Below are 21,701 nucleotides of genomic sequence, written 5' to 3' on the forward strand. Positions count from 1 at the left end.
GCGGCCGCATGGCGCGGCCGCTGTGACTCACTCGCGCGCGACGTCCTGTGTCGCGGCGGCGGTTTCGGGCGTCAGCGGTGTGGCGGCCTGGCGCGGACGGGTGAATGGCGTGGGCGTCGGCCCCGCGCGCAGGTTGCCGAACAGCATGGCCGTGCCCGCGGTCAGGCCTTCGGCCAGTTCCAGCTCGACGCGCTCGGCATCGCGCCGCCGCACTTCCTCGACGATCTCCCGCGCATCGGCCTTGTCGACGCCGAGCTGGCACAACGCGGCCTGGCCGAACTTCATCGCCGACTCGAACGTCTCGCGTATCTGCACGTCGACACCAGCATGGATCAATGCCAGCGAATGCTCGCGATCGTAGGAGCGCGCCAGGAGCCTGGCCTGCGGGAACTCGCTCCTGGACAACTCGACGATACGGTTCACCGCTTCGTTGCCGTTGATGCAGATCGCGATCACCTGCGCGGCCTCCGCGCCGGATGCGCGCAGCACGTCCAGGCGCGTGCCGTCGCCGTAGTAGATCTTGAAGCCGAACGAGCTTGCGCTGCGGATCATCTCCACGTCGTTGTCGATGATGGTCACGTCCACGCCGCGCGCGAGCAGCGACTGGCTGACGACCTGCCCGAAGCGGCCGAAGCCGATCATCAGCACGCTGCCGCTGAGGCCTTCGGCGGCTTCCAGGTCGTCGGTCTTCTCGGCCGGCTTGCGCAGCCACGGACGCACCAGCAGACCCACCAGTGGCGTCAGCGCCATCGACAGGACGACGATGGCGGTGAGGTTGGCGTTGTGCTCGGCGGCGATCACGCCGCGCGCCGCGGCGGTGGAATACAGCACGAAGGCGAACTCGCCGCCCTGCGCCATCAGGGTGGCACGGTCCAGCGCTTCCACGTGACTGGACTTCAGTAGCCGCGCGACGACGTAGATGCACGCCGCCTTGGCCGCCATCATCGCCAGTACCGCGCCGACGATCAGCGTCCAGTGCGAAGCGACGACCGACAGGTCCAGCGCCATGCCCACACCGAGGAAGAACAACCCCAGCAGCAGGCCGCGGAACGGTTCGACGTCGGCCTCCAGCTGATGCCGGAAAGTCGATTCCGACAGCAGCACGCCGGCGAGGAACGCGCCCATCGCCATCGATAGCCCACCCAGCTGCATCAGAAGCGCCGAGCCGAGCACCACCAGCAGCGCCGCAGCCGTCATCACTTCGCGTGCGCGCACCGCAGCGAGCAGACGGAACAGCGGATTGAGCAGCCAGATGCCGGCGGCGACGAGCGCGGCGATCACGCCGGCACCGATCGCGATGGACGCCCAGCGCGAGGACGTTGCCACCTCCGCTCCCACCGGAGCCAGCCCGGTCGGCGCGAGCAGCGCCACCAGCACCAGCAGCGGCACGATCAGCAGATCCTCGAACAGCAGCACCGAGACGATCTTCTGGCCGTGGGGCAGGGCGATGTCGCCCCGCTCGGACAGCAGTTGCATGACGATGGCCGTGGAGGTCAGCACGAAGCCCATGCCCCCGATGAACGACACCACCGGGCTGTAGCCGAACGCCATGCCCACGCCCGTCAGCGCCAGCGCGCACACGGTGATCTGCAGCGTGCCCAGGCCGAAGATCTGGCGGCGCAGGCTCCACAGGTGGGAAGGCCGCATTTCCAGCCCGATGACGAACAGGAACATCACCACGCCCAGTTCGGCGACATGCAGGATCGCCTGGGGGTCGGAGAACCAGCCCAGCCCAAAGGGCCCGATGGCCAGCCCCGCGGCGAGATAGCCCAGCACCGAGCCCAGGCCCAGCCGCCTGAACAGCGGGACCGCCACCACCGCGGCGCCCAGCAGGGCCACCACGCTGACCAGTTCGTTCGAACCGCCTTCCGCCATGCCCCACCCCCGATGCATTCCGTTCAGGCTGGCAGCCTACATTGCTGGCGGCGTCGGCCGCTTTCGCGTAGAGTGCGCCCCGTTCAGCGCACGGCTGCCTCCCGCAAGGGTACGTTTCCCAGGTATGCCCGCCGTGGACCGCATTGCGGTCCGAGCAAACGGCTTCTATCCCGCACGTCTTTCGTCGCGCAGACACGGCCCGGAGCATCCGGCGCCGTCCAATACGATCGCTCGCACCGCGGTTCCAGGGAACGCGCGAGCCATCACGCGGTCGCCGCGCTCATGGCGCGCCGCTCCGCGAACCAAGGAGCTTCACCCCATGACGTTCGAAACCCTCGGGCTCGCGCCCGCGTTGCTGCGCGCGCTGTCCGAACAGAACTACACCACGCCCACGCCGATCCAGGCGCAGGCCATTCCGCTGGCGCTGGCCGGCCATGACCTGCTCGGTGGCGCGCAGACCGGCACCGGCAAGACCGCCGCGTTCGGCCTGCCGCTGATCAACCGCCTGGCCAAGCAGACCTCGGCCAACGGCTTCCGCCGCCCGCGCGCGCTGATCCTGGTCCCCACGCGCGAACTGGCGGTGCAGGTCACCGACAACCTGCGCGGTTATGCCAAGCACCTGCGCATGAACATCAGCGCCATCTTCGGCGGCGCCGGCATGGGCCCGCAGGTGGAGATGTTCCGTCGCGGCGTCGATGTGCTCGTCGCCACGCCGGGCCGTCTGATCGACCACCTGGAGCGCGGCACCGCCAAGCTCGACAGCGTCGAGATCCTCGTGCTGGACGAAGCCGACCGCATGCTAGACATGGGCTTCCTGCCGGCGATGAAGCGCATCCTCGGCAAGCTGCCGCGCGATCGCCAGACCATGATGTTCTCGGCGACGTTCGAAGCGCAGCTCAAGCAGCTGGCCGTGGAGTTCATGCGCGAGCCGAAGCAGGTGCAGGTCGCCGCGCAGAACACCATCGCGCAGACGATCACGCACCGCGCGCATCCGATCGACGTGGCCCGCAAGCGCGACCTCCTGGTCGACATCCTGAGCCGTCGCCACACCGATCAGGCCATCGTGTTCGGTCGCACCAAGCACGGCTGCAACCGTCTGGCCGAACAGCTGGAAGACGCGGGCCTGGTCGCGGTCGCGATCCACGGCAACAAGAGCCAGGCGCAGCGCCAGAAGGCCCTCAACGCGTTCAAGGCCGGCAAGGCCCGCGTGCTGGTGGCCACCGACGTCGCCGCGCGCGGCCTCGACATCCCCAACCTGCCGCTGGTCATCAACTACGACCTGCCGATGGTGGCCGAGGACTACGTGCACCGCATCGGTCGTACCGGTCGCAATGGCGCCAGCGGCGAAGCGTTGTCGCTGGTCGCGCCGGAAGAGGGCGGACTGCTGCGCCAGGTGCAGAACATGCTCAAGGCCGAAGTGGAAGTGGTGGTGGTGGAAGGTTTCGAGCCGTCGCGCCCGATCCAGCTCAACGCGCCGCTGCCCAATCCGCGCCAGAAGCAGGGCGCACGCAAGCCGGCACACCGTCCGCACGGCAAGCCTGCCGCACGCCACGCCCACGCCGGTCCGAAGCAGCACCGCGGCGGTGGACAGGGCCGCGGTTCGCGCAGCGGCATCGCCTGACGTTCCGCCCCTGCAGCGCATTCGCGAAAAGCCCCGGCAGCCGCCGGGGCTTTTTGTTTACGGGGATGCGCTTGTGGCTGCATCGCTCCCTGCCTAAGCTCCTGCGCACACATGCATGCGGGGGCAGGATGCCGTTCCATTACCTGGTGAGCTGGCTGGCCGTGCTGGTGGTGCCGCCGGCGGTGGGCATCGGTGCGTTCGTGTGTGCGCTGCGCGGGAACGTGCCGATGTGGGCTTCGTTGGGCGTGGCGTTCGTGGGCACGTGCCTGACGTTGGTGCTCACCGTATCGCTGTCATGGCGATGCGCGGAGGCGTACGACGTGGTTCTCGCCGCGCGGACGCTGCTGACGCCCGAAGAACGCGGGACGCTGCGCGGCTCGGAATTCCTCTGTCCCGCTACCTACACCTTCGAACGTGACGGCGAGCGGACCTGCCTGGTGCCGGACGGCGACGGCGGCGCGTTCGTCGGTTGCGGCTGAAGCCGGATCAGAACAGGAACAGCCAGATCGCCGTGAGGCCGCCGAGCAGGAACAACCCGGCGCTGGCGACCATGGTGCCCTTCTGGCGCGCGACGTACTGGCCGCGTTCGATGTCCTGTCCGACGCGCCAGTAGCGGTAGATCGACCACAGCAGCAGCGCCATTCCGAGCACCACCATCCCCACGCCTGCATTGCCGGCGCTGCGCAGCATCAGGCGCGTGTCGTCGGCCGTCTTGCCCTGCTGGATCAGGTAGATGCTGAAGCGGTTGAGCGTGATGCCGAAGCCCACCAGCGAGACGGTCGTGCGCAGATAGCTCAGGTGCGTACGTTCGTTGGCCAGGTGCGAACGCAGGTTGGACACCTGCGTGCGATAGACCGACAGGCGCGTGCGATAGATCGACAGCGTGGTGGACGAGGTCGCGGCGTCCGGCTTGCCTTCCAGCTCGTTGGCGAGTTCATCAGGCAGGCGGGGAGGAGTGGGATCGACGACGGCCATGGACGCGCACCTCCGGCGTGAGGGGAATCGACTGCGGGACGCGCGGTGTGGCGGCGTACCGAGCCCTTGCCGAAGGATGGTCCGGGGTTTGCGTTAGGGCGGCGTGAGCGGACGTCGCGATACGGCATCGATGCGGATGCCGTGATGCGACTGCGTACTCACTGTCCGGACGCGGGCACGCTTTCCGGCGCGTCCGAGTCGAGCACCTGCACCGGAGCACCGCCAGTGGTCTGTGCCGTCATGCGCGCATCGGTCACCAGCATGACCACGCCGGGCGTGAGCAGCGGCAGCACCGCGGCGACGAAGTCGCGCGGGATGACGACGCGATTGATCGTCTCCGGGCCGAGCAGCCTGCCAGCGTCCTCGGCGCGGCCGGGGATGCCGATGGTGCTCCAGTTCGGCATCTTCGTACCCGGCAGCAGCGGGTTGTCGCCCGGCAGGAAGCCGTCCTTGACGAGGTACGCATGCGTGCCGAGCGGCAGTTCCGGATTGCGTATCAGTACGCGCGAGCGGCCGATCTCGATGCCGTTGCGGAACACCACGATGCGCTGGTCGCCACCGCTGAGCAGGATCGACACCGGCCCTTCGGTGGAAAGCTCCGGACGCCAGCGCCACTTCTGACCGTCTTCCAGCGGCGGAATGGCGCCTTCCACGCCGGTGCGCGCGTCGATCGGGATCAGCGCGCCCGGGTGGACCATGTCGACCGGCGAGCGGCCTTCCTCGGACACCACCACCGTCATGCCCATGTTCGAGGCGTCGAACAGCAGGCGTGCGAATTCGGAAGGAAGGTGCACGCAGCCGTGCGATTCCGGATACCCCGGCAACCCGCCCGCATGCAGCGCGACGCCATCCCAGGTCAGTCGCTGCATGTAGGGCATGGGCGCGGCGTTGTAGAGGCTGGAACGGTGATCCTTGCTCTTCTGAAGGATGTTGAACACGCCGGTCGGCGTCTCGTAGCCGCGCTTGCCGGTGCTGACCGTGCTGACGCCGATCGGGATGCCGTTGCGGTACACGTACGCGCGTTGTTCGGTCAGGCTCACGACGACGGCGATGGGGCCGGCGCGATGATCGCCGCCCCAGATCCATTCGCCGGGCTTGAGCTGCGCCGGCGCGATATCGACCGGACTGGACTCGCGGGCGCCCCAGACGGGAACCGCAGCCTGGGCGATTCCGCCGATGAGCAGGAGGGAAAGGGCGAGAAACCAGCGCTGCATCGAAAAATCCGTTCGTCGAGGGGCGGGATCAGCCTAGCCCGAGGCCCGGTCCGCACGCCACCCGTGCGCCACACAAAAACCTTTAGGACGTTTCTCATTCATCGCGCCGGCACAGGAGGCGAACATGCCGCGATGCGGGTCCGGCCCCGCCCTCACAGGACGAGATGTACGGCGATGAACAACCTGCACAGCCCCGCTGACGCGATGCCCCAGCTCCTCAAGACCCGCTACGGCGTGATGAATGCCGTGCCCGTCCGCTGCGCGCCGTCGCGTTCGCTGGCGCAGTACGGCGAGTGGATCGACCAGGAACTGGACCTGCTCAGCGAGATCGTCATGGACGACGGTTGCGTATTCGAGTTCGGGAGCGAGTTCGGTGCGCACACCCTCTGGTTCTCGCGGGCGGTAGGCGACCGCGGGCAGGTTCATGTGGCCGAACCGGATCGCATGCTCATGCAGCAGCTGTGCGCCAACCTGGCCCTCAACGGGCTCGCCAACGTGCATACCCACCGGTTGTGGCTGGGCCGCGCCGCCGCGCAGACCCAGCTTGGCGAACTGCTCTCCAACACCGACGCGGCACTGCGGAAGGAACGGGTTCCGGTCCGCGCGCTGGACGACATCGAACTCGACGCGCTCCACCTGATCAAGATCAACTATCCCGGCGAGCTGTGCAGCGTCCTGGATGGCGCGGCCGCGACCATTCGCCGCCATCGCCCGCACCTGTACTTCCGCATGGGTGAGCAGGACTCGGCCGAAGAAGAAGTCCGTCGCGTGAAGGAGCTCGGCTACCGCTGCTGGTCACACCTGCCGTATCTGTATTCCCGCGGCAATCACGCTGGTAACCCGATCAACCTCTTCCCGGGACGCGTCCACCAGAACGTGATCGCAGCGCCGCAGGGGAGCGGCGTGGCCTTCGATCGGCTCGACGAACTCTGACGGCATCGACCAGCCTTGTTTGAAAGGCGGGCAGGAGCCGATGCGAGGCGAGAACGGTGGCGCCGGAGCACACGGAGGCGTTTCTCCGTCGCTGCTGCTCGTGCTGGTCGTTGCGGCGAGCAGCTCCTGCGCTGGCGGACGACTGCCACCGGCATCCGTTAACGGGGTGGCGGCGGATGCTGAGAGTGCCGGGCCGGGCACTGCATCAATGCCGATGCCGCCGCAATCTGGGGGAGCCATCGACCTGCAGCGCATCGCGTCTGCGCAACAGGCCCGCGCCGACCGGATGCCGGTGCACGCGACCACGGGCGGAGCCCCGAACGCACCGGGCATCGAAGCCGTGCCGGTGGCGGCCTCGCCCTCCACACCGAAGGCCATCGCGATACCCGGGCTGGCCATGAGGGATGCCACGTCGGCAACTCCGGCGATTGCGGAAAACCGGTTCCCGAACGGCACCCAGACCGCCATGGATCGCGTGGCCTGGTTGCTGATGGTGGCGGGCACGGCCGCATGGGCCGTGTCGTACGCCGCGCTTCGGGCGATGGGCCGACGTCGATCGAAACGAAGGATGCAGATGACGATGCGCAAACAGGAAGAATGCGAGACGGCGGCCCTGCCCGGCGCCGCGCCGGGAGATGGGATCGGCGCCATGCCGAAGGCATCGGGACATTCTCCCGGGCGTATGCGCACCGAAGTGCCATCGACACCTCGTGTGCCCACGCCTTCGCCGTTGCTGTTCGTGGAGCCGCCTGCTGGCGGCCACGACGAGGTTGCCCTGGCCGGTTCGGGTTCCGTCTCTGTCGAGCCTGCAGCAGTGGCCGATGCAGTCTCCCGATCCAAGCCGCTCTATGTGTTCGCCGCATCGCAATCCGTGACGTCGTCCGTGCCCGGTGCAATCGACATGGACGTTGCCGAGGACGGGCACGAGACACCGGCTTCGGCATCGGTGGAGGGCCGATGCCGCGACGACAACGCGCTCGAGTCGGCGCGGTTGAAACTGGACGGCGGCGACTGGGACGGCGCGCTCGAGGCGCTGGCGGGACCCATGGTCCATCCCGGATCGAGCGCGGAGGTGTGGGTGATCGCTGCGGCCGCGTGGGGGGGCATCGCGCAGCGCAGCGGCGAAGCCCGTGCCTGCGAACAGGCCGCCGATGCCTGCCAACGTATCCTCGACCGAGATCCGAGGCGGCATGACGCGTGGTTGCGCATGGGCACCTGGCGTCGTCTCCAGGCGGAAGGCGAACGCGGTGCGATTCGGGCGCGTACGCTGGATACCGCGATCGCCTGCCTGCGCCGTGCTGCGGATTCCGACTCTCAGGGCGACTACGCACTGCAAGCGGCTCTCGGGGATGCACTGCTCCAGCGCGGGCGGGTTGCCGTCGCCGACGGCGACCTGGACATGGGGCGCGAACGCCTGTCTGAAGCCTCGCAGGTCCTGCATGCCGCCGCCCGCCGTTCGGGCCATGCAGCCTCGCCCGCGGCATGGTCGCTGCAGGAGGCGTTGCAGGCGCGTACCGGCGTGGTCGGACATGCCGAAGCCGCGAAGCTGCGGATGGAGCTCGACGCGCGTTTGCGCGATGGCGTTACCGTCGCGCCAGAACACGATCGGACGAAGTGGTACGCGGCGCGCGTCCAGAACGAGCTGGCGCATGCGGCGCTGGCCGAAGGCGCGACGCGTGCGCTGCACCTGCGAAATCTACGGCGTGATCATCACGGCGTGCTGACGGCGGAATCGGCAGGCGCGGCCTACCTGTCGTGCTGGCTGCAGGTCCTGGCGATGGATATCTCGAACCTGCGGGGTGATGCGGCGGAAGCGCGCTTCGAGGAAGCGCGAACGATCCTGGCGCGGCTCGATGCCATGTGCCCGAACGAGCCCGACGTCGCGCAGATGCGTGCACGCCTGCTGCGCCTGCGCGCGGCGCGCCTCGTGGGTAACGCGCGGCTGTCCGCGCTTTCGGACGCCAATGCCTGCCTGTCGCCCTTCCTGCAGCAAAACGATCACCCGCAGCTGCGCATGGAGGCGGCCGAACTGGCGCTTGCGCAGGCATCCGGCATCACCGGACGCCTCAGCGCCGACGCCTGTGCGCGGGCGATCGAACTGGCGGCTCCCCTGCTCGAAGGCGCGCTGTCGACGCAGGCGCTGTGCTGCACCGCCGAGGCAAGGCTTGCACTGGGCGAATCCATCGATCCGCGCCTGCTTGACCGGCTCCGCGCGCTCGGTTCCATCGATCCGCGTGCCGGTTCGCTGCTTGCCCGCGTGGTCTCGGCCGACCGGTCGCCCCTGCGCTCGGGTGCGCGGCGATGAGCTGGCGTTTCGCGATCAGCCCGATGAAATGCCACGCGCTGGCGTTGTCCGGGCAAGCGCACCCCTGTGCGCGGCGGGGCAGTTGAGCAGCGCCGAACGCGCCAGCCATGCCTGATCCGGGTAGTACGAGAAAACGAACTGGCCGCCCTTGAGCAGATCGATCATCGGGCGTGCCACGGTGCTGCGCACCGCAGGGCATCCCCAGCTGCGGCCCAGTCGGCCCATCGCCTTGCCGCGCTGCGGATCGACGTACGGCGCGCCGTGCATGACGATCGCGCGCGCCATGGCGGCATCGTTGACGCCCGGCTCCAGGCCTTTCATGCGCAGCGAGTAGCCGTTGCGGCCGGTGTAGGTGTCGGCGGTGACGAACAGGCCCAGGCTCGACTGGTGGCTGCCGTCGTCGTTCGAGAAGCGCGTGGCGAAGTTGTCGCCCGAGCCCTGGCCATGGGCGACGACCTCTTCGTACAGGAGTTTTCCGGCGGCCATGTCGAACACCCACAGTCTCGGAACCAGCGACGGGCGGCTGTAGTCGATCACCGCCAGGCGCCGCGCATCGACGCCAACGCCGCTCGCCTGCGCGCAGGACATGGCGGCCATGGCCAGTTCCAGAACCTTGGGGTTGGCGCTCGGTGCCAGCTGTGAGAGCGCCAGCTTCGTGCCGAACACGGCATCGACCGCGGGCAGGCGGATGACGGACGTCGGCCCGGGGCGATCCGCGTGGGTGATCGCAGGGGCGCAGAGCAGGGCGGCAAAGGCGACGGTGAAACGAAGTGCGGTGGGCATCGGGACTACCGGTCCGGGACGGGGCTGGAAGGCCACCGGCGAGGAGAGGGCACCCGGAACCGATCGGACCGCAGGGCGCAGGAAACAGCGATATGCGGTCAAACCGCGGCCGGGTCAAGGGAGGGCCCGATTCCGTTCAGGTTGGCCAGCCGCCGCGGATCAACCGTTCCGGCTCATGGCCCGCCCTGGGAGCGCCCGGAGACCGACCCAAAAAGAAACCGGGCCCGCAAGGGGCCCGGTTTCGCGTCACGACGGAGCCATGGCTCCGGTGGATCAGCCCTTCTTCGACTCGATCCAGCGGTCGACCTTCTGCTGCAGCACGGCCAGCGGCACGGCGCCGTCCTTCAGCACTTCTTCGTGGAACTGACGGATGTCGAACTTCGGACCCAGTTCCTTCTCCGCCTTGGCGCGAAGTTCCTTGATCTTCAGCTCGCCGATCTTGTACGCCAGCGCCTGGCCCGGCCACGCGACATAGCGCTCGGCTTCGGCCACGGCGGTGGTGTCGCTGACCGCCGAGTTCTCCTTCATGTAGGCGATGACCTGGTCGCGCGTCCAGCCCTTGCTGTGCAGGCCGGTGTCGGTGACCAGACGGATCGCGCGCCACAGCTCGTTCTGCAGGTAGCCGAAGTAGGAATACGGATCGGTGTACACGCCCAGATCCTTGCCCAGCGATTCGGCGTACAGGCCCCAGCCTTCGGCGAACGCGCTCTGGATGCTCCAGCGGCGGAACGCCGGCATGTCCTTCAGCTCGATCTGCGTCGCGATCTGGAAGTGGTGGCCCGGGATCGCCTCATGCAGGTACAGGTCTTCCGCGTCCCAGATCTTGCGCGAGGGCAGGTCGTAGGTGTTGACGTAGAAGATGCCCGGACGCGAGCCGTCCTCGCTCGGCGGGTAGTACTGGCCGCCGGCCGCGGACTTCTCGCGGAACGGCTCGACCGGACGGATCTCGAACGGCGACTTCGGGATCACCGAGAACTGCGTCGGGATCTTCTCGTTGATCTTCGCTTCCAGGCCGCGGTAGTACTTGAGCAGTTCGTCCTGGCTCTTGAACTCGAACTTCTTGTCCGTCTGCACGTACTTGAAGAAGTCCTGCAGCGTGCCCTTGAAGCCGACCTGTTCGATCACCTTCTGCATCTCGCCGTGGATGCGCGCGACTTCGTCCAGGCCGATCTGGTGGATCTGCGCCGGGGTCAGGTCGGTGGTGGTGCTCTGCTTGGCGTTGAAGGCGTACCACGCGGCGCCGTTGGGCAGCTTGTCCAGGCCGACGGTGTCGCGCGTCTTGGGCAGGTACTCGTCATTGATGAAGGCGCGCAGCTTCTTGTACGCCGGCATCAGCTGATCGGCGATCATCGCGCGGTACGCGTCCGTCAGGCGCTTCTTGTCGGCGTCGCTGAAGTCCTTGGGCAGGTTGGTGATCGGGCCCCAGAACAGCGTGTCTTCCGGCTTGTCCTTGATCAGCGCATCCAGCTGCGGGACCACCTTCTCCATCAGCACCTTCGGCTGGACGACGCCCGCCGCGATGCCCTGCTTCATGTTGTCGATCTCGGTGTCGAACAGCACCGGGATGCGCGCGCCGCGCTTGAGCCAGTTGTCGTAGTCCTGCACCGTCTTGAACGGCTGAGCGCCACCGCCCGAACCGAACTGCACGGCCAGGCTGGCGGTGCTGTCCATCTGGTTCACCGGCGTCATCCAGCCCGGGAACTGGAAGGATTCGATCTGGTCCTTCGCGTCCTTGGTGAAGATCTCGTAGTTCAGCAGGTCCTGCCCGGTCAGGCCGTCGGAACCGATGGCCTCGGCCTTGGCCAGCCAGTCCTGCGCGGCCTTCTTGGATTCATCGCGATACTGCTGCGAACCGAAATCCGGCAGGTCGGCGTTGAAGCGCGTGTCGCCGGTGAAGGTGGCCAGCACCGGATTGCGCTTGAGGGTGTCTTCCCAGAAATCGGTGTACAGCTTGTTGAGCTGCTCCGCCTTGGCCTGCGCGGTCTGCGTGGCGGCGGGCTTCTCCGCGGTGGCGGTGTCGGTGGCGGGTTTGGAGCAGCCGGCGATCGCCGCGGACACGGCGAGGGCAAGCAGGAGCGGGCGAAGCTGCATGGGGTTCTCCTGGTGGTCTTGGATCCGTCGCTGGCGACGGATCGGGTGAGGGTACGCAGTGGGCGGTCCGGGTGCCAGCGGCGCTCACGCGCCGCGGCAACCGGACATGTCGGGTCAGGCGTTCTTCTTCGTCGCGATCCAGCGGTCGATCTTGCCTTCGAGGATCTCCAGCGGAACCGAGCCGTCGCGCAGCACTTCGGCATGGAACTCGCGCACGTCGAACTTCGTGCCCAGCGCCTTCTCGGCGCGTGCGCGCAGTTCCTTGATCTTCAGCTCGCCCATCTTGTACGCCAGCGCCTGGCCCGGAATGGCCATGTAGCGCTCGGCTTCGGCGGTGGATTGCGTTTCGCTTTCGGCGGAGTTGTCGAGCATGTAGGCGATGACCTGTTCGCGCGTCCAGCCCTTGCTGTGCAGGCCGGTATCCACGACCAGGCGGATCGCGCGCCACAGTTCGTTCTGCAGGTAGCCGAAGTACGAGTACGGATCGGTGTACACGCCCACGTCGCGCCCCAGCGATTCGGCATACAGGCCCCAGCCCTCGCTGAAGGCGGTCTCGCTGCCGAAGCGACGGAACTTCGGCAGGTTGGTCAGTTCCTGCTGCAGCGCGAGCTGGAAGTGATGGCCCGGGATCGCCTCGTGCAGGTACAGGTCTTCCGCGTCCCAGGTCTTGCGGGTGGGCAGGTCGTAGGTGTTCACGTAGAAGATGCCCGGGCGCGAACCGTCGCCGCTGGGCCGCATGTACGAGCCGCCTGCGGCGGACTGCGCGCGGAACGGCTCGACCGGGCGGATCTCGAACGGCGCCTTCGGCGTCAGCGAGAACTGCTCCGGGATCTTCTGGTTGATCTTCGCTTCCAGGCCGCGGTAGTACGCCAGCAGTGCCGGTTCGTCCGCGAAGGTGAAGCGCGGATCGGTCTGCATGAAGTGGAAGAACTCCTTCATCGAGCCCTTGAAGCCGACCTGCTTCATGACCTCGCCGATCTGGCCGTGGATGCGCGTCACCTCGTCCAGGCCGATCTGGTGGATCTGCGCCGGGGTGAGGTTGGTGGTGGTGGAGTTGCGCGCATTGAACGCGTACCACGCCTGGCCATCGGGCAGCGCGCCCATGCCGGACGTGGCGCGCGTCTTCGGCAGGTACTCATCGACGATGAAACCGCGCAGCTTGCGGTAGGCGGGCATCAGCTCGCCCTGGATCATCGTGCGGTACTCGGCCGTCAGGCGCTGCTTGTCGGCATCGTTGAACGAGGCCGGGAAGTTCGTGACCGGACCCCAGAACAGGGTCTGGTCCGCCTGGTCCTTGATCAGCGCGTCGAGCTGCGGGATCACTTTCTCCATGAGCGCACGCGGCTGCACCACGCCGTGCTTCACGCCTTCGCGCGAGTTGGCGATGGCCTGGTCGAACAGCGCCGGGACCTGCGAGGCGCGCTTGCGCCAGTTCTCGTAGTCCTGCACGGTCTTGAACGGCTGCGCGCCCGTGCCCGAACCCAGCTGCGTGACGGTCGCGGCCAGGTTGTAGAACTGGTTGATCGGCTGCTGCCACGTCGGGAAGCGCTCGGATTCCAGCGACTTCTCACGGTCGCGCACGAAGATCTCGTAGCTCAGCAGTGCCTGGCCATCCAGCCCGTCCGGGCCAACGCCCTTCACCGACTTGAGCCAGCGCGTGTTGAAGTCGTGCAACTGCTTGCGGTACTGCGCCGACAGCGTGTTGGGCAGCTGGTCGTTGTAGCGGTTGTCGCCCTGGAAGGTGGCCTGCAGCGGGTTCAACTTCAGCAGTTCTTCCCAGTACTGCTCGTACATCGCGTTGAGCCGTTCGGCCTTGGCGGCCTGCGTGGCCGTTGCGACGGCGGGCGCCCCTGCGGTATGTCCCGGCAGGGCCACGGTGGCGGACAGGGCCAGGGCGATGGCGAGCGGAAGGCGAAGCGAGGGACGCAGGGCTCGGAGCATGGGTTCGGTCAGTGGCGGGCGATCCCGAAGGCTCGCCCGGCCACCCGGGCCCGGCATGGGCCGAAGGTCATGCGCGATGCGTCGCCGGTCCACTTCCTGCGCGTGAACCGTCGCAGGGCCGGCCGATATCGAGCGGGGACCAATCGAGCGGATCGAGGGATGAACGGGCCGTGCGCGATTGCAAGTGCGCGGGCCTCAGGCCAGCATCCCGACCATGCGTAATCGACCGATGTTGCTGATCCTGCTGGTGCTGGGCTGGTGGACCGTGAACGGCCTGGTATGGACCGGCCAGGTCCTGAACATGCGTGACGCCACCGGGCAATGGCTCGACGCGATGCAGGTGCTGCGGCTGGAACTCTCCAGCGCCCTGTTGTGGGTGCCCATCACGCTGGCCCTGTTCTGGTGCGTCGATCGCTACCCCATCGAGCGCGGCCGCGCACTGCGTGCGGTGGCGCTGCAGGGCGCGGCCGTGGTGATGGCGATCTTCGTGCGCGCCCTGGCGGTGATGGTGCTCAACGGCTGGGTGGGCTGGTACGCGCACCTGCCGTCGTTCCAGTCGGTGCTGGCCACCAGCGTGCTCAACAACCTGTTGATGGCGTGGATGATCGTCGGCGTGGCGCATGCGCTGGTCTACGCCGAACGCGCGCAACACCGCGAACGCCAGGCCATCGAGCTGGAATCGCGCCTGGCACAGGCCCGGCTCGAGGCGCTGTCGGCGCAGCTCAACCCGCATTTCCTGTTCAACGCACTCAACTCCATCGCCGAGATGGTGCACCGCGATGCGGAAGCGGCCGACCGCATGCTGGTCGACCTGGGCGCGTTGCTGCGCCACAGCCTGGGTGCGTCCGACCACCAGGAAGTCGCGCTGCGCGACGAGCTGGTCGCGCTGGACCATTACCTGGGCATCGAGAAGATGCGCCTGGGCGAACGCCTGCGCGTGCACTGGGGCATCGATTCCGGATCGCTCGACGCACGCGTACCGCATCTGGTGCTGCAACCTCTGGTGGAGAACGCCATCCACCACGCGGTGGCGGTGCGCACCACGCCCGGCGAGGTCAGCGTGCGTGCCGAACGTGCGCAGGACCGGTTGATCCTGGAAGTGCGCGACGACGGCGGCCCGCAACGCACCTCGCGTGGTTCCGGCATCGGCCTGCGCAACACGCGTGCGCGGCTGTCCTGCCTGTACGGCGCCGACCACCTGCTGGAGATCGTCGCGCTGGTGACCGGCGGTACGCTGGTGCGTCTGGACCTGCCTTACCGGCCCGCGGGAGCCACTCCGTGACGGAACGACTGCGCGCCGTGGTGGCCGACGACGAAACGATGTCGCGCGCGCGGCTGTGCCGCCTGCTCGGACAGACGCAGGACGTGGACGTGCTTGCCGAGTGCGCCGACGGCGACGCCGCGGTGGCGGCGATACGGCGCGTGCGGCCGCAGGTCGTCTTCCTCGACGTGCGCATGCCCGCGCTGAACGGCTTCGGCGTACTGGACGCCTTGCCACCCGCGGCGAGGCCGTGCGTGGTGTTCGTCACCGCGCATGCCGAGCACGCGTTGCGCGCGTTCGACGCGGACGCCACCGACTACCTGCTCAAGCCGTTCTCGATGGAGCGGCTGCGTGAATCCCTGGATCGCGTGCGCCGCCACCTGGGCATGGAGAGCCCGCGTCACGACGTGCCCATTGTCTCGCCGGACGGCTATGTCGAGCGCCTGGCCGTGCCGGAGGGCACGCGCCTGCGCCTGCTGCCCGTGGATGAGATCGACTGCGTGCTGGCCCAGTCCAACTACGTCGAACTGTACGTGGGCGAACAGCGTTACCGGCTGCGCGACACGATGGCGGGCATCGAAGCGCGCCTAGACCCGCAACGGTTCATGCGCGTGCATCGTTCGCGGCTGGTGCGGCTGGGTGCGATCCGCGACATCGAGACGCTTGAACCCGGCCGCTACGTCGTGCGCTTGCACAGCGGCCTGCGCCTGGGCACCGGCGCCAGCTATCGCGACCGCCTGCGCGCGGCGCTGGGTTTGGGCAGCGTGGGGTGAGCCTCAGGCGGCGGCGTGTTCGCGCAGTTCGCGCGCGCGCGCCTCGCCCAGGTAACGTGTGATGGCCACGCGCACCAGGTAGATCATCGGGATCAGCGCGACCGCGGCGAGCATCTTGTACGCATAGTTGACCGTGCTCACCGCCAGGAACAGCGACGTCGGCCACTTCTGCGGGCCCAGCACGAAGGCGATGTAGAGCACCACGAAACTGTCGACCAGCTGCGACACCGCAGTGGAACCGGTCGCGCGCAGCCATACGTGCTTCTCGCCGGTCACGCTGCGGATGCGGTGGAACACGGCCACGTCGATCAGCTGCCCGAGCATGAAGGCGACCAGCGACCCGGCGATGGTCCACAGCCCCTGTCCGAACACCGCGGCGAACGCCGCCTGGTAGTCGGCCACGCCCTGCGACTGGGCTGCCTTGACCCACCACGCCGCCGGCACGATCTCGATGGCCGCGAACGCGAACACAAAGCCGTAGACGATAAGGCCGGCAGCGAGCCAGGAAATCATGCGCACGCCGCGACGGCCGAAGAACTCGTTGATGACATCGGTCATCAGGAACACCACCGGCCACAGTAGCGTGCCGGCGGTGAAGCTGAGCGAGCCGGTCTGGCCGAACAGGTTCCAGTGCAGCGGCGCGATGCCGAGCGTGTCTTCCAGAGCGAAGATCTTGACGCCGATGAACTCGGCGAGCACCGCGTTCACGCAGAAGAACGCGCCCAGCACGATGAACAGCCGCACGGCGCGATCGTTGATCGTGCCCGCGGGCTGGATGGAACCGGAGGCGGAGGCAGTGGTTTCGCTCACGCGCGTTTCCCCTGTGGATACACGTGGCTTACGGCGCGTGGCTGCCGGGTGGCGAGAATGGAATGCTGTCGGGCGCGACGGCGCCACCGGAGATGATGAAGCTCATCGCCTGGTCGACGGTCCAGTCGGTGGGCGTGATCTTCTCCACCGGCACGATCTCCAGGTAGCCGGAGGTCGGGTTCGGCGTGGTCGGCACGTACACCGCCGCGAGCTCGCGGCCGGTTCCGTGTTCGCGGATGACGCGGGTGACGAAGCCGATGGACTTCATCTCCTTGTGCGGGAAGTCCACCAGCACCACGCGCTGCGTGCCGTCGGGCTTGGTCTGCAGGATGTCCAGCAATTGGCGCGCGCTGGAGTAGATGGTGCTGGCCAGCGGAATGCGCTGGATCAACGCCTCGAACCAGCGCAGCAGGCGCTGGCCGAACACGCGCCGGGCCATCACGCCGGAAAACAGGATCACCGCGACGGTGGCCAGCATCGCCATCACCGTGCGCACCCACGGTTCGGTCAGCCACGCGAGCGAGGGGTACGACGACGCCAGGTTCTGCAGAAGCGGCGTGATGAACGGTTGGCTGATGTCCGACAACAGCACGAACACGAACTTCACCACCACCCAGGTGAGCCAGATGGGCAGCAGGGTCAGCAGGCCGGTGAGGAAGAGTTTCTGGAGACTCGGCCGCGCGGGAGCGGGCCGGGGGGCGGGAGCGGGGGAGGTCGACATGCGGCGGATTGTAGAGCGTGAGGCAGGCCGCTTGCGCGGCATTGCCACGCGGGACCGGTCATGGATGGCCGGGTCGGCCGCTCAACGCTCGCGGACGAGGCGGAAGCCCACGTCGTCGTAGCCGCGCGCGGCCAGCAGCGTGCGCTGCCCCTCCTGGCTGCGCCAGGATTCGCCCGCGACCTGGCGTTGCTGGCAATTGCGCCCGCAGTCGCGCAGCCACATCGACACTGCGCGACCGTCGATCTCGGCCGGCAGCTGTGCGATCTCTTCGTGGCTGGGCAGGCGATAGCGGCGGCCGGTCTGCGCGCTGTACCACTGCGCATAGGCCTGCGCGTCTTCCATGGAGATGCACACGACCGGGTCGTTCTCGCCCTGGCGGAATCCGGGCGACTGCCAGTCGCGTGGATCGATCACGCGCAGGATCGACGCGCGTTCGCGGCACAGCGACGGGTCGCGGCCGTTGGCCACGGCGAAGCGCGCGTACTCGCGGCGGCTGACCGGGCGCGGCGTGAGTGCCACGCTGACCTTGGCGCTGGCCTGCGAGACGGCATCGAGCGTGGCGCCGCGCGCCAGACCCTTCGGCAGATCCTTCGCCCGCGCAAGCAGTCGCGCGTCGAGCGGACGCGGCAGTTGCAGCGCGGCGGCCAGCGCGGTGATGCGTTGCACGTCGGAGCCATCGCGGCGGCGAACGGCGAGCTGCAGTCGCGCGTCGAGCGCCTTGCCGACCTGTTCGCGCAACTGCTGCTGGGCGGGCGAGCCCGCGGTTCCGGTCTGTTGCCCCAGCGCGGTCGCGCGGCTGCCGAGCTCGCGCGCGTGCTCGTCGCGGCCGTCCTTCACGGCGCGCACGATCTGTTCGCCGAACACGCGCGTCAGATCGTCGATGGCCTTGGCCACGTCCGGGTGCGTGCTGTCGGTATGCCAGGCCAGCAGCACGCTGTCGAAGGCGTTGGCGTCCGGCGGCTCGGTGAGGCGGCCGCGCGCGATCTGCTGGCGTGCAAGCTCCAGCGCGCGCTGCAGCGGTGCTTCGGGCAGCGGCTGCAGCATCGCAGCCGTGGGATCGACGACCGGCGTGGCATTGGGCGCGGTGGACATCATCGGTGCCGGCGCCGGGCGCTCGTCGTCCTCGTCGTGCCCCAGGCTGAAGCCGAGCACCACCAGCGTGACGGCGGTGACGCCCAGCGTGGCCCACACCGGCATCGCCCAGCGCGGCGACGGACGCAGGCGTTGGAGCACTTCCACCGCCGGCGACCACGGCTTGCGCTGCTGCACCGAACGGATCGCATCGGCCATCTGCGCCGCATCCTGGAACCGGTGCGCGGCCTGCTTGGTCAGTGCGCGATTCATGAATCGCTGCCAGTGACGCAGGTGGTGCGGCAGTTTCGGAATCGGATCCTGCGCGTGCATCACCGCCATCGACAGCGCGTCGGACGCCTCGAACGGCAGGCGACCGGTGAGCATTTCCCAGAACAGCACGCCCATGCTGTAGAGATCGGCGCGTCCATCGACGTCCTCGCCACGCGCCTGTTCGGGCGCCATGTACGCGGTGCTGCCGACAGCCAGGCCAGCCGTGGTGACGCGAGGGCCGAAGCCACGGCGCAGCGCGATGCCGAAGTCGGCCAGCAACACGCGCTCGCCTTCGTCGAACAGCACGTTCTCGGCTTTCACGTCGCGATGCACGACGCCGCGCGAATGCGCGTACTCCAGCGCGGACAGCAACGTCATCGCGATCTCGATCGCGCGGGGTTCGTCCTTGCTCAGATCGCGCTGGCCCAGATGGCCGCGCGGAAGGAACGGCATCGCGTAGTACGGCAGCCCTTCGTGCGTGCGACCGACTTCGTGGATGCCGACGATGTTGGGATGTTCCAGCCGCGCGATGGTGCGCACTTCGTTTTCGAAGCGGCGACGACTGACTTCATCGGCCAGCGCGACGGGCAGCATCACCTTGATGGCGACTTCGCGCGACAACGCGATCTGGTGGCCCAGATACACGGTCGACATGCCACCGTGGTTGATCACGCGGTGCAGTCGATACCCCGTGATCTCCGGCAATGGCGATGCGTTGTCGTTGTTGGATGCAGACCCGGACATCGCGGCGCCCCCTGTCGCGAAGAGGGAGCATACGCCGAGAGAGGCGAAACCTCACGACATGCTCATCACATACACGATGTGAATCGACGTGTTCGTTCGGCGTGATGACGCGCAGGGTCAGTTTTTGTCGGAAAGGTCCAGTTTTCCGTCAGTTTTGGCCGTTCTCGCCGTTGCCGTCGGCGTCGCGATGCGCCGGTTTGCGCCGCACGTAAAGCTGCTTGCGAACCTTGGCGACAACGTCCCCGTTTTCGTCGATGACATCGGTGTCGAACCATCGCAATGCCTTCTCGCCGTTCGCGGTAGCGGCGCGCAGTTCGTCGAGTACGTCCTCGCGCAGGCGGAAGTCCGCACGTACGGTGCCGCGTCCCGGCTTCACGAAATCGATCGTGCCGGCCTTGTCCCAGACCCAGAATTCGCTACCCAGCGCCTTCATGGCCAGCAGCATCCAGAACGGGTCGGTCATCGCGAACAGGCTGCCGCCGAAATGCGTGCCGACGTAGTTGCGGTTCCAGGGGCGCATGCGCAGCTCGACGTGCGCATGGCGGTAGTCGTCGGCGATGGCGGTGACGTGGATGCCGCTGAACAGGAACGGCGGCCAGAGGTTCAGGCCGCGGCGCAGGGTGCTGGCTTTCATGCGGGGGGAGGCGTGGGGCGGGAGGGCGCCCAGCCTGCCATACGGATGCGTACTGTGGTAGCCCGGCCGAGGCCGGGCGCCAGAATCAGAACAGCAGCGAGGACATCTTGCGGCGGTAGCGTCCCACCAGATCCTCGTCCTCGACCACGCGGAAGGCGTCGATGAGGGCCTTGCGCGGCAGACCGTCGGCGTAACCGCGGTCGCGGCGCAGCATTTCCAGGAACTGCTCCAGGCCCGCCTCGGCGTCGCCATCGACGATATGCAACGTGCCCAGCAGGTGGCGGGCGCGCAGGTCGTCGGGATTGCTGGCGATGGCTGCCTGCAGCACTTCCGGCGCCGGCGCGTCCTTCAGCAGCGTCGCGAAACCCAGGCGCGAACGGGCGCGCTGGGCGCGGTCGTCGGTAGCGAGGTTGGCGGGCAGGGCGTCGAGCAACTGTTCGGCTTCCGTGGCTGCGCCGGTGCGCAGCAGGGCCAGTGCCAGTTCCAGCTTGAGTTCGGCGTTGTCCGGGGCCGCGGCGGATTCAGTGCGCAGGCGGATCACCTCCGCGTGCGGGTCCAGCGGGACAGCCGTTTCGGCCGGTGCTTCGGGCTCGTTCGCGGCCGGTTCGATGCCGTGGTGCTTCAGGAACTCGCGGATCTGGCCTTCCGGCAGCGCGCCGGGGAAGCCATCGACCAGCTGGCCGTCCTTCACCAGGAACACCGTCGGAATCGAGCGCACCTGGAACGCGCCGGCCAGCTGCGGCTCCTTGTCGACATCGACCTTGGCCAGGCGGAACGCGCCGTGGTAGTCGGCCGCCAGCTTCTCCAGGATCGGGCCCAGCGTCTTGCAGGGGCCGCACCATTCGGCCCAGAAATCGATCAGCACCGGCGTCTGCAGGGATTTCTGCAGCACCTCGGTCTCGAAGGTGTCGGCGGTGGCGTCGAAGACGTGGGCGGTGTCGGCGTTCTGGTCGGTCATCGGCGGGAACTCATTTCGTCGTTGCACGGGACATGGGGACGGCGCGGTCGCGGGGCAAGCGCGCGGGCGGCGGTCACGCTAGCATGCCGGCATGAATCGACCGGGATTCCCCGCGATGCTCGACCGCTACGCCGGCTGGATCGCCGCCGCGTGCTGCGTGCTGGCCGCGCTCGGATTCTCCGCCGCGCTGCCGGGCTTTTCGCACACGCAGCATCCGCTGGCCCTGTTGGGCGCGCACGGCGTCGAGCGCGCCGCGGCGTACAACCTGCTCGGCTTCGTCGTGCCCGGATTGCTGGCTGCGTGGACGTTCGCGCGTCTGCGCGACCGGCTGCCCGCCAGCGCGGGGCGCATGGGCGCGATCGGCGTGTGGCTGCTGGTCATCGGCGCGCTGGCCTTCACCGCGCAGGGCATCTGGCCGCTGGACCCGAACGATCTGGACGGCGCGGTCAGCCAGCGCCATGCGACGGCGTGGATGCTGTGGTGGCTGTCGTTCGCCGTGGGCGGTGTGCTGTTCGGAATCGGAGTGCGCAGCAACGGAGCATGGCGTGGCACCGGTTTCGCGCTGGCCGCGGCGGGCGTGCTTGCCATCGCGCTGAACGTGGTCGCCAGCCGGTGGATGCCCGGCCCCTGGGCGCAGCGGGTCGTGCTGCTGCTGTGGCTGGCCTGCGTGGTGCTGGCATCGCGCCGACGTTGAGCCGGCGCGACGCGCATGTGGGCG

The 21,701-nt window shown here is 68.1% G+C and carries 18 protein-coding genes; 7 read left to right on the forward strand and 11 right to left on the reverse strand.

Annotation, left to right across the window (positions count from 1 at the left end):
• Window positions 1–27: 27 nt before the first annotated feature.
• The gene (locus QLQ15_RS10115) at window positions 28–1,875 is read right to left on the reverse strand and encodes a monovalent cation:proton antiporter-2 (CPA2) family protein (protein ID WP_283213990.1); all 1,848 of its coding nucleotides are present in this window, start codon (window positions 1,873–1,875) and stop codon (window positions 28–30) included.
• Window positions 1,876–2,194: 319 nt separating this feature from the next.
• Here QLQ15_RS10115 and QLQ15_RS10120 point away from each other — a divergent pair, with 319 nt between their 5' ends.
• Window positions 2,195–3,496, forward strand: a complete 1,302-nt coding sequence (locus QLQ15_RS10120) for a DEAD/DEAH box helicase (protein WP_283212666.1) — start codon at window positions 2,195–2,197, stop codon at window positions 3,494–3,496.
• A 128-nt stretch (window positions 3,497–3,624) separates the two neighbouring features.
• Complete coding sequence (locus tag QLQ15_RS10125; protein ID WP_283212667.1) at window positions 3,625–3,975, forward strand: hypothetical protein; 351 nt, start codon at window positions 3,625–3,627, stop codon at window positions 3,973–3,975.
• Window positions 3,976–3,982: 7 nt separating this feature from the next.
• Here QLQ15_RS10125 and QLQ15_RS10130 read toward each other — a convergent pair whose 3' ends face one another.
• Window positions 3,983–4,471, reverse strand: coding sequence for a YidH family protein (locus tag QLQ15_RS10130; RefSeq protein WP_283212668.1), 489 nt, complete (start codon window positions 4,469–4,471; stop codon window positions 3,983–3,985).
• Window positions 4,472–4,629: 158 nt separating this feature from the next.
• Entirely contained in the window at window positions 4,630–5,685 is a 1,056-nt protein-coding gene (locus QLQ15_RS10135) for a L,D-transpeptidase (protein ID WP_283212669.1), read from the reverse strand.
• A gap of 174 nt (window positions 5,686–5,859) precedes the next feature.
• Between QLQ15_RS10135 and QLQ15_RS10140 the strand changes: the two genes are divergently transcribed.
• The gene (locus QLQ15_RS10140; protein ID WP_283212670.1) at window positions 5,860–6,618 is read left to right on the forward strand and encodes an FkbM family methyltransferase; all 759 of its coding nucleotides are present in this window, start codon (window positions 5,860–5,862) and stop codon (window positions 6,616–6,618) included.
• Window positions 6,619–6,826: 208 nt separating this feature from the next.
• The gene (locus QLQ15_RS10145; protein ID WP_283212671.1) at window positions 6,827–8,923 is read left to right on the forward strand and encodes a hypothetical protein; all 2,097 of its coding nucleotides are present in this window, start codon (window positions 6,827–6,829) and stop codon (window positions 8,921–8,923) included.
• Between the two features lie 15 nt (window positions 8,924–8,938).
• Here QLQ15_RS10145 and QLQ15_RS10150 read toward each other — a convergent pair whose 3' ends face one another.
• The 3 genes from QLQ15_RS10150 to QLQ15_RS10160 all read right to left on the reverse strand — a co-directional run bounded on the left by QLQ15_RS10150 (window position 8,939) and on the right by QLQ15_RS10160 (window position 13,738).
• Window positions 8,939–9,706, reverse strand: a complete 768-nt coding sequence (locus tag QLQ15_RS10150; protein ID WP_283212672.1) for a murein L,D-transpeptidase catalytic domain family protein — start codon at window positions 9,704–9,706, stop codon at window positions 8,939–8,941.
• Window positions 9,707–9,979: 273 nt separating this feature from the next.
• A complete protein-coding gene (locus QLQ15_RS10155) occupies window positions 9,980–11,797 on the reverse strand; it encodes a DUF885 domain-containing protein (protein WP_283212673.1) in 1,818 nt (605 codons plus the stop codon).
• Between the two features lie 114 nt (window positions 11,798–11,911).
• Window positions 11,912–13,738, reverse strand: a complete 1,827-nt coding sequence (locus QLQ15_RS10160) for a DUF885 domain-containing protein (protein WP_283212674.1) — start codon at window positions 13,736–13,738, stop codon at window positions 11,912–11,914.
• 214 nt (window positions 13,739–13,952) lie between these two features.
• On the opposite strand from QLQ15_RS10160, the gene QLQ15_RS10165 reads away from it, so the two are divergent.
• Together QLQ15_RS10165 and QLQ15_RS10170 are read left to right on the forward strand one after the other, a co-directional pair.
• Window positions 13,953–15,020, forward strand: coding sequence for a sensor histidine kinase (locus tag QLQ15_RS10165; RefSeq protein ID WP_283212675.1), 1,068 nt, complete (start codon window positions 13,953–13,955; stop codon window positions 15,018–15,020).
• The gene (locus QLQ15_RS10170; protein WP_283212676.1) at window positions 15,017–15,772 is read left to right on the forward strand and encodes a LytR/AlgR family response regulator transcription factor; all 756 of its coding nucleotides are present in this window, start codon (window positions 15,017–15,019) and stop codon (window positions 15,770–15,772) included. The genes QLQ15_RS10165 and QLQ15_RS10170 overlap by 4 nt, the downstream gene beginning before the upstream one ends.
• Window positions 15,773–15,775: 3 nt before the next feature.
• Here QLQ15_RS10170 and QLQ15_RS10175 read toward each other — a convergent pair whose 3' ends face one another.
• The 5 genes from QLQ15_RS10175 to trxA form a co-directional block, all read right to left on the reverse strand.
• Complete coding sequence (locus tag QLQ15_RS10175; RefSeq protein WP_283213991.1) at window positions 15,776–16,549, reverse strand: queuosine precursor transporter; 774 nt, start codon at window positions 16,547–16,549, stop codon at window positions 15,776–15,778.
• Between the two features lie 61 nt (window positions 16,550–16,610).
• On the reverse strand, window positions 16,611–17,303 hold the full coding sequence (locus QLQ15_RS10180) for a DUF502 domain-containing protein (RefSeq protein ID WP_283212677.1): 693 nt from the start codon (window positions 17,301–17,303) through the stop codon (window positions 16,611–16,613).
• 81 nt (window positions 17,304–17,384) lie between these two features.
• On the reverse strand, window positions 17,385–19,391 hold the full coding sequence (locus QLQ15_RS10185; RefSeq protein ID WP_283212678.1) for a bifunctional serine/threonine-protein kinase/formylglycine-generating enzyme family protein: 2,007 nt from the start codon (window positions 19,389–19,391) through the stop codon (window positions 17,385–17,387).
• A gap of 148 nt (window positions 19,392–19,539) precedes the next feature.
• Window positions 19,540–20,025 carry a DUF4442 domain-containing protein gene (locus QLQ15_RS10190; protein ID WP_283212679.1) on the reverse strand — a complete coding sequence of 162 codons (486 nt, stop codon included), beginning with the start codon at window positions 20,023–20,025 and terminating at the stop codon, window positions 19,540–19,542.
• Between the two features lie 85 nt (window positions 20,026–20,110).
• Window positions 20,111–20,983, reverse strand: a complete 873-nt coding sequence (gene trxA, locus QLQ15_RS10195; RefSeq protein WP_283212680.1) for a thioredoxin — start codon at window positions 20,981–20,983, stop codon at window positions 20,111–20,113.
• A 91-nt stretch (window positions 20,984–21,074) separates the two neighbouring features.
• On the opposite strand from trxA, the gene QLQ15_RS10200 reads away from it, so the two are divergent.
• On the forward strand, window positions 21,075–21,677 hold the full coding sequence (locus QLQ15_RS10200) for a DUF998 domain-containing protein (protein ID WP_283212681.1): 603 nt from the start codon (window positions 21,075–21,077) through the stop codon (window positions 21,675–21,677).
• Window positions 21,678–21,701: the final 24 nt, after the last annotated feature.

It is taken from the genome of Lysobacter stagni, from assembly GCF_030053425.1.
GTDB classification, from domain to species: domain Bacteria; phylum Pseudomonadota; class Gammaproteobacteria; order Xanthomonadales; family Xanthomonadaceae; genus Lysobacter_J; species Lysobacter_J stagni.

Coding starts and splice junctions, on each gene's coding strand:
- QLQ15_RS10160 (WP_283212674.1), bottom strand. CDS start 13,738: ATGCTCCGAGCCCTGCGTCCCTCGCTTCGCCTTCCGCTCGCCATCGCC.
- QLQ15_RS10120 (WP_283212666.1), top strand. CDS start 2,195: ATGACGTTCGAAACCCTCGGGCTCGCGCCCGCGTTGCTGCGCGCGCTG.
- QLQ15_RS10140 (WP_283212670.1), top strand. CDS start 5,860: ATGAACAACCTGCACAGCCCCGCTGACGCGATGCCCCAGCTCCTCAAG.
- QLQ15_RS10200 (WP_283212681.1), top strand. CDS start 21,075: ATGAATCGACCGGGATTCCCCGCGATGCTCGACCGCTACGCCGGCTGG.
- QLQ15_RS10185 (WP_283212678.1), bottom strand. CDS start 19,391: ATGTCCGGGTCTGCATCCAACAACGACAACGCATCGCCATTGCCGGAG.
- QLQ15_RS10165 (WP_283212675.1), top strand. CDS start 13,953: ATGCGTAATCGACCGATGTTGCTGATCCTGCTGGTGCTGGGCTGGTGG.
- QLQ15_RS10180 (WP_283212677.1), bottom strand. CDS start 17,303: ATGTCGACCTCCCCCGCTCCCGCCCCCCGGCCCGCTCCCGCGCGGCCG.
- QLQ15_RS10145 (WP_283212671.1), top strand. CDS start 6,827: ATGCCGATGCCGCCGCAATCTGGGGGAGCCATCGACCTGCAGCGCATC.
- QLQ15_RS10155 (WP_283212673.1), bottom strand. CDS start 11,797: ATGCAGCTTCGCCCGCTCCTGCTTGCCCTCGCCGTGTCCGCGGCGATC.
- QLQ15_RS10190 (WP_283212679.1), bottom strand. CDS start 20,025: ATGAAAGCCAGCACCCTGCGCCGCGGCCTGAACCTCTGGCCGCCGTTC.
- QLQ15_RS10115 (WP_283213990.1), bottom strand. CDS start 1,875: ATGGCGGAAGGCGGTTCGAACGAACTGGTCAGCGTGGTGGCCCTGCTG.
- QLQ15_RS10130 (WP_283212668.1), bottom strand. CDS start 4,471: ATGGCCGTCGTCGATCCCACTCCTCCCCGCCTGCCTGATGAACTCGCC.
- QLQ15_RS10125 (WP_283212667.1), top strand. CDS start 3,625: ATGCCGTTCCATTACCTGGTGAGCTGGCTGGCCGTGCTGGTGGTGCCG.
- QLQ15_RS10150 (WP_283212672.1), bottom strand. CDS start 9,706: ATGCCCACCGCACTTCGTTTCACCGTCGCCTTTGCCGCCCTGCTCTGC.
- trxA (WP_283212680.1), bottom strand. CDS start 20,983: ATGACCGACCAGAACGCCGACACCGCCCACGTCTTCGACGCCACCGCC.
- QLQ15_RS10135 (WP_283212669.1), bottom strand. CDS start 5,685: ATGCAGCGCTGGTTTCTCGCCCTTTCCCTCCTGCTCATCGGCGGAATC.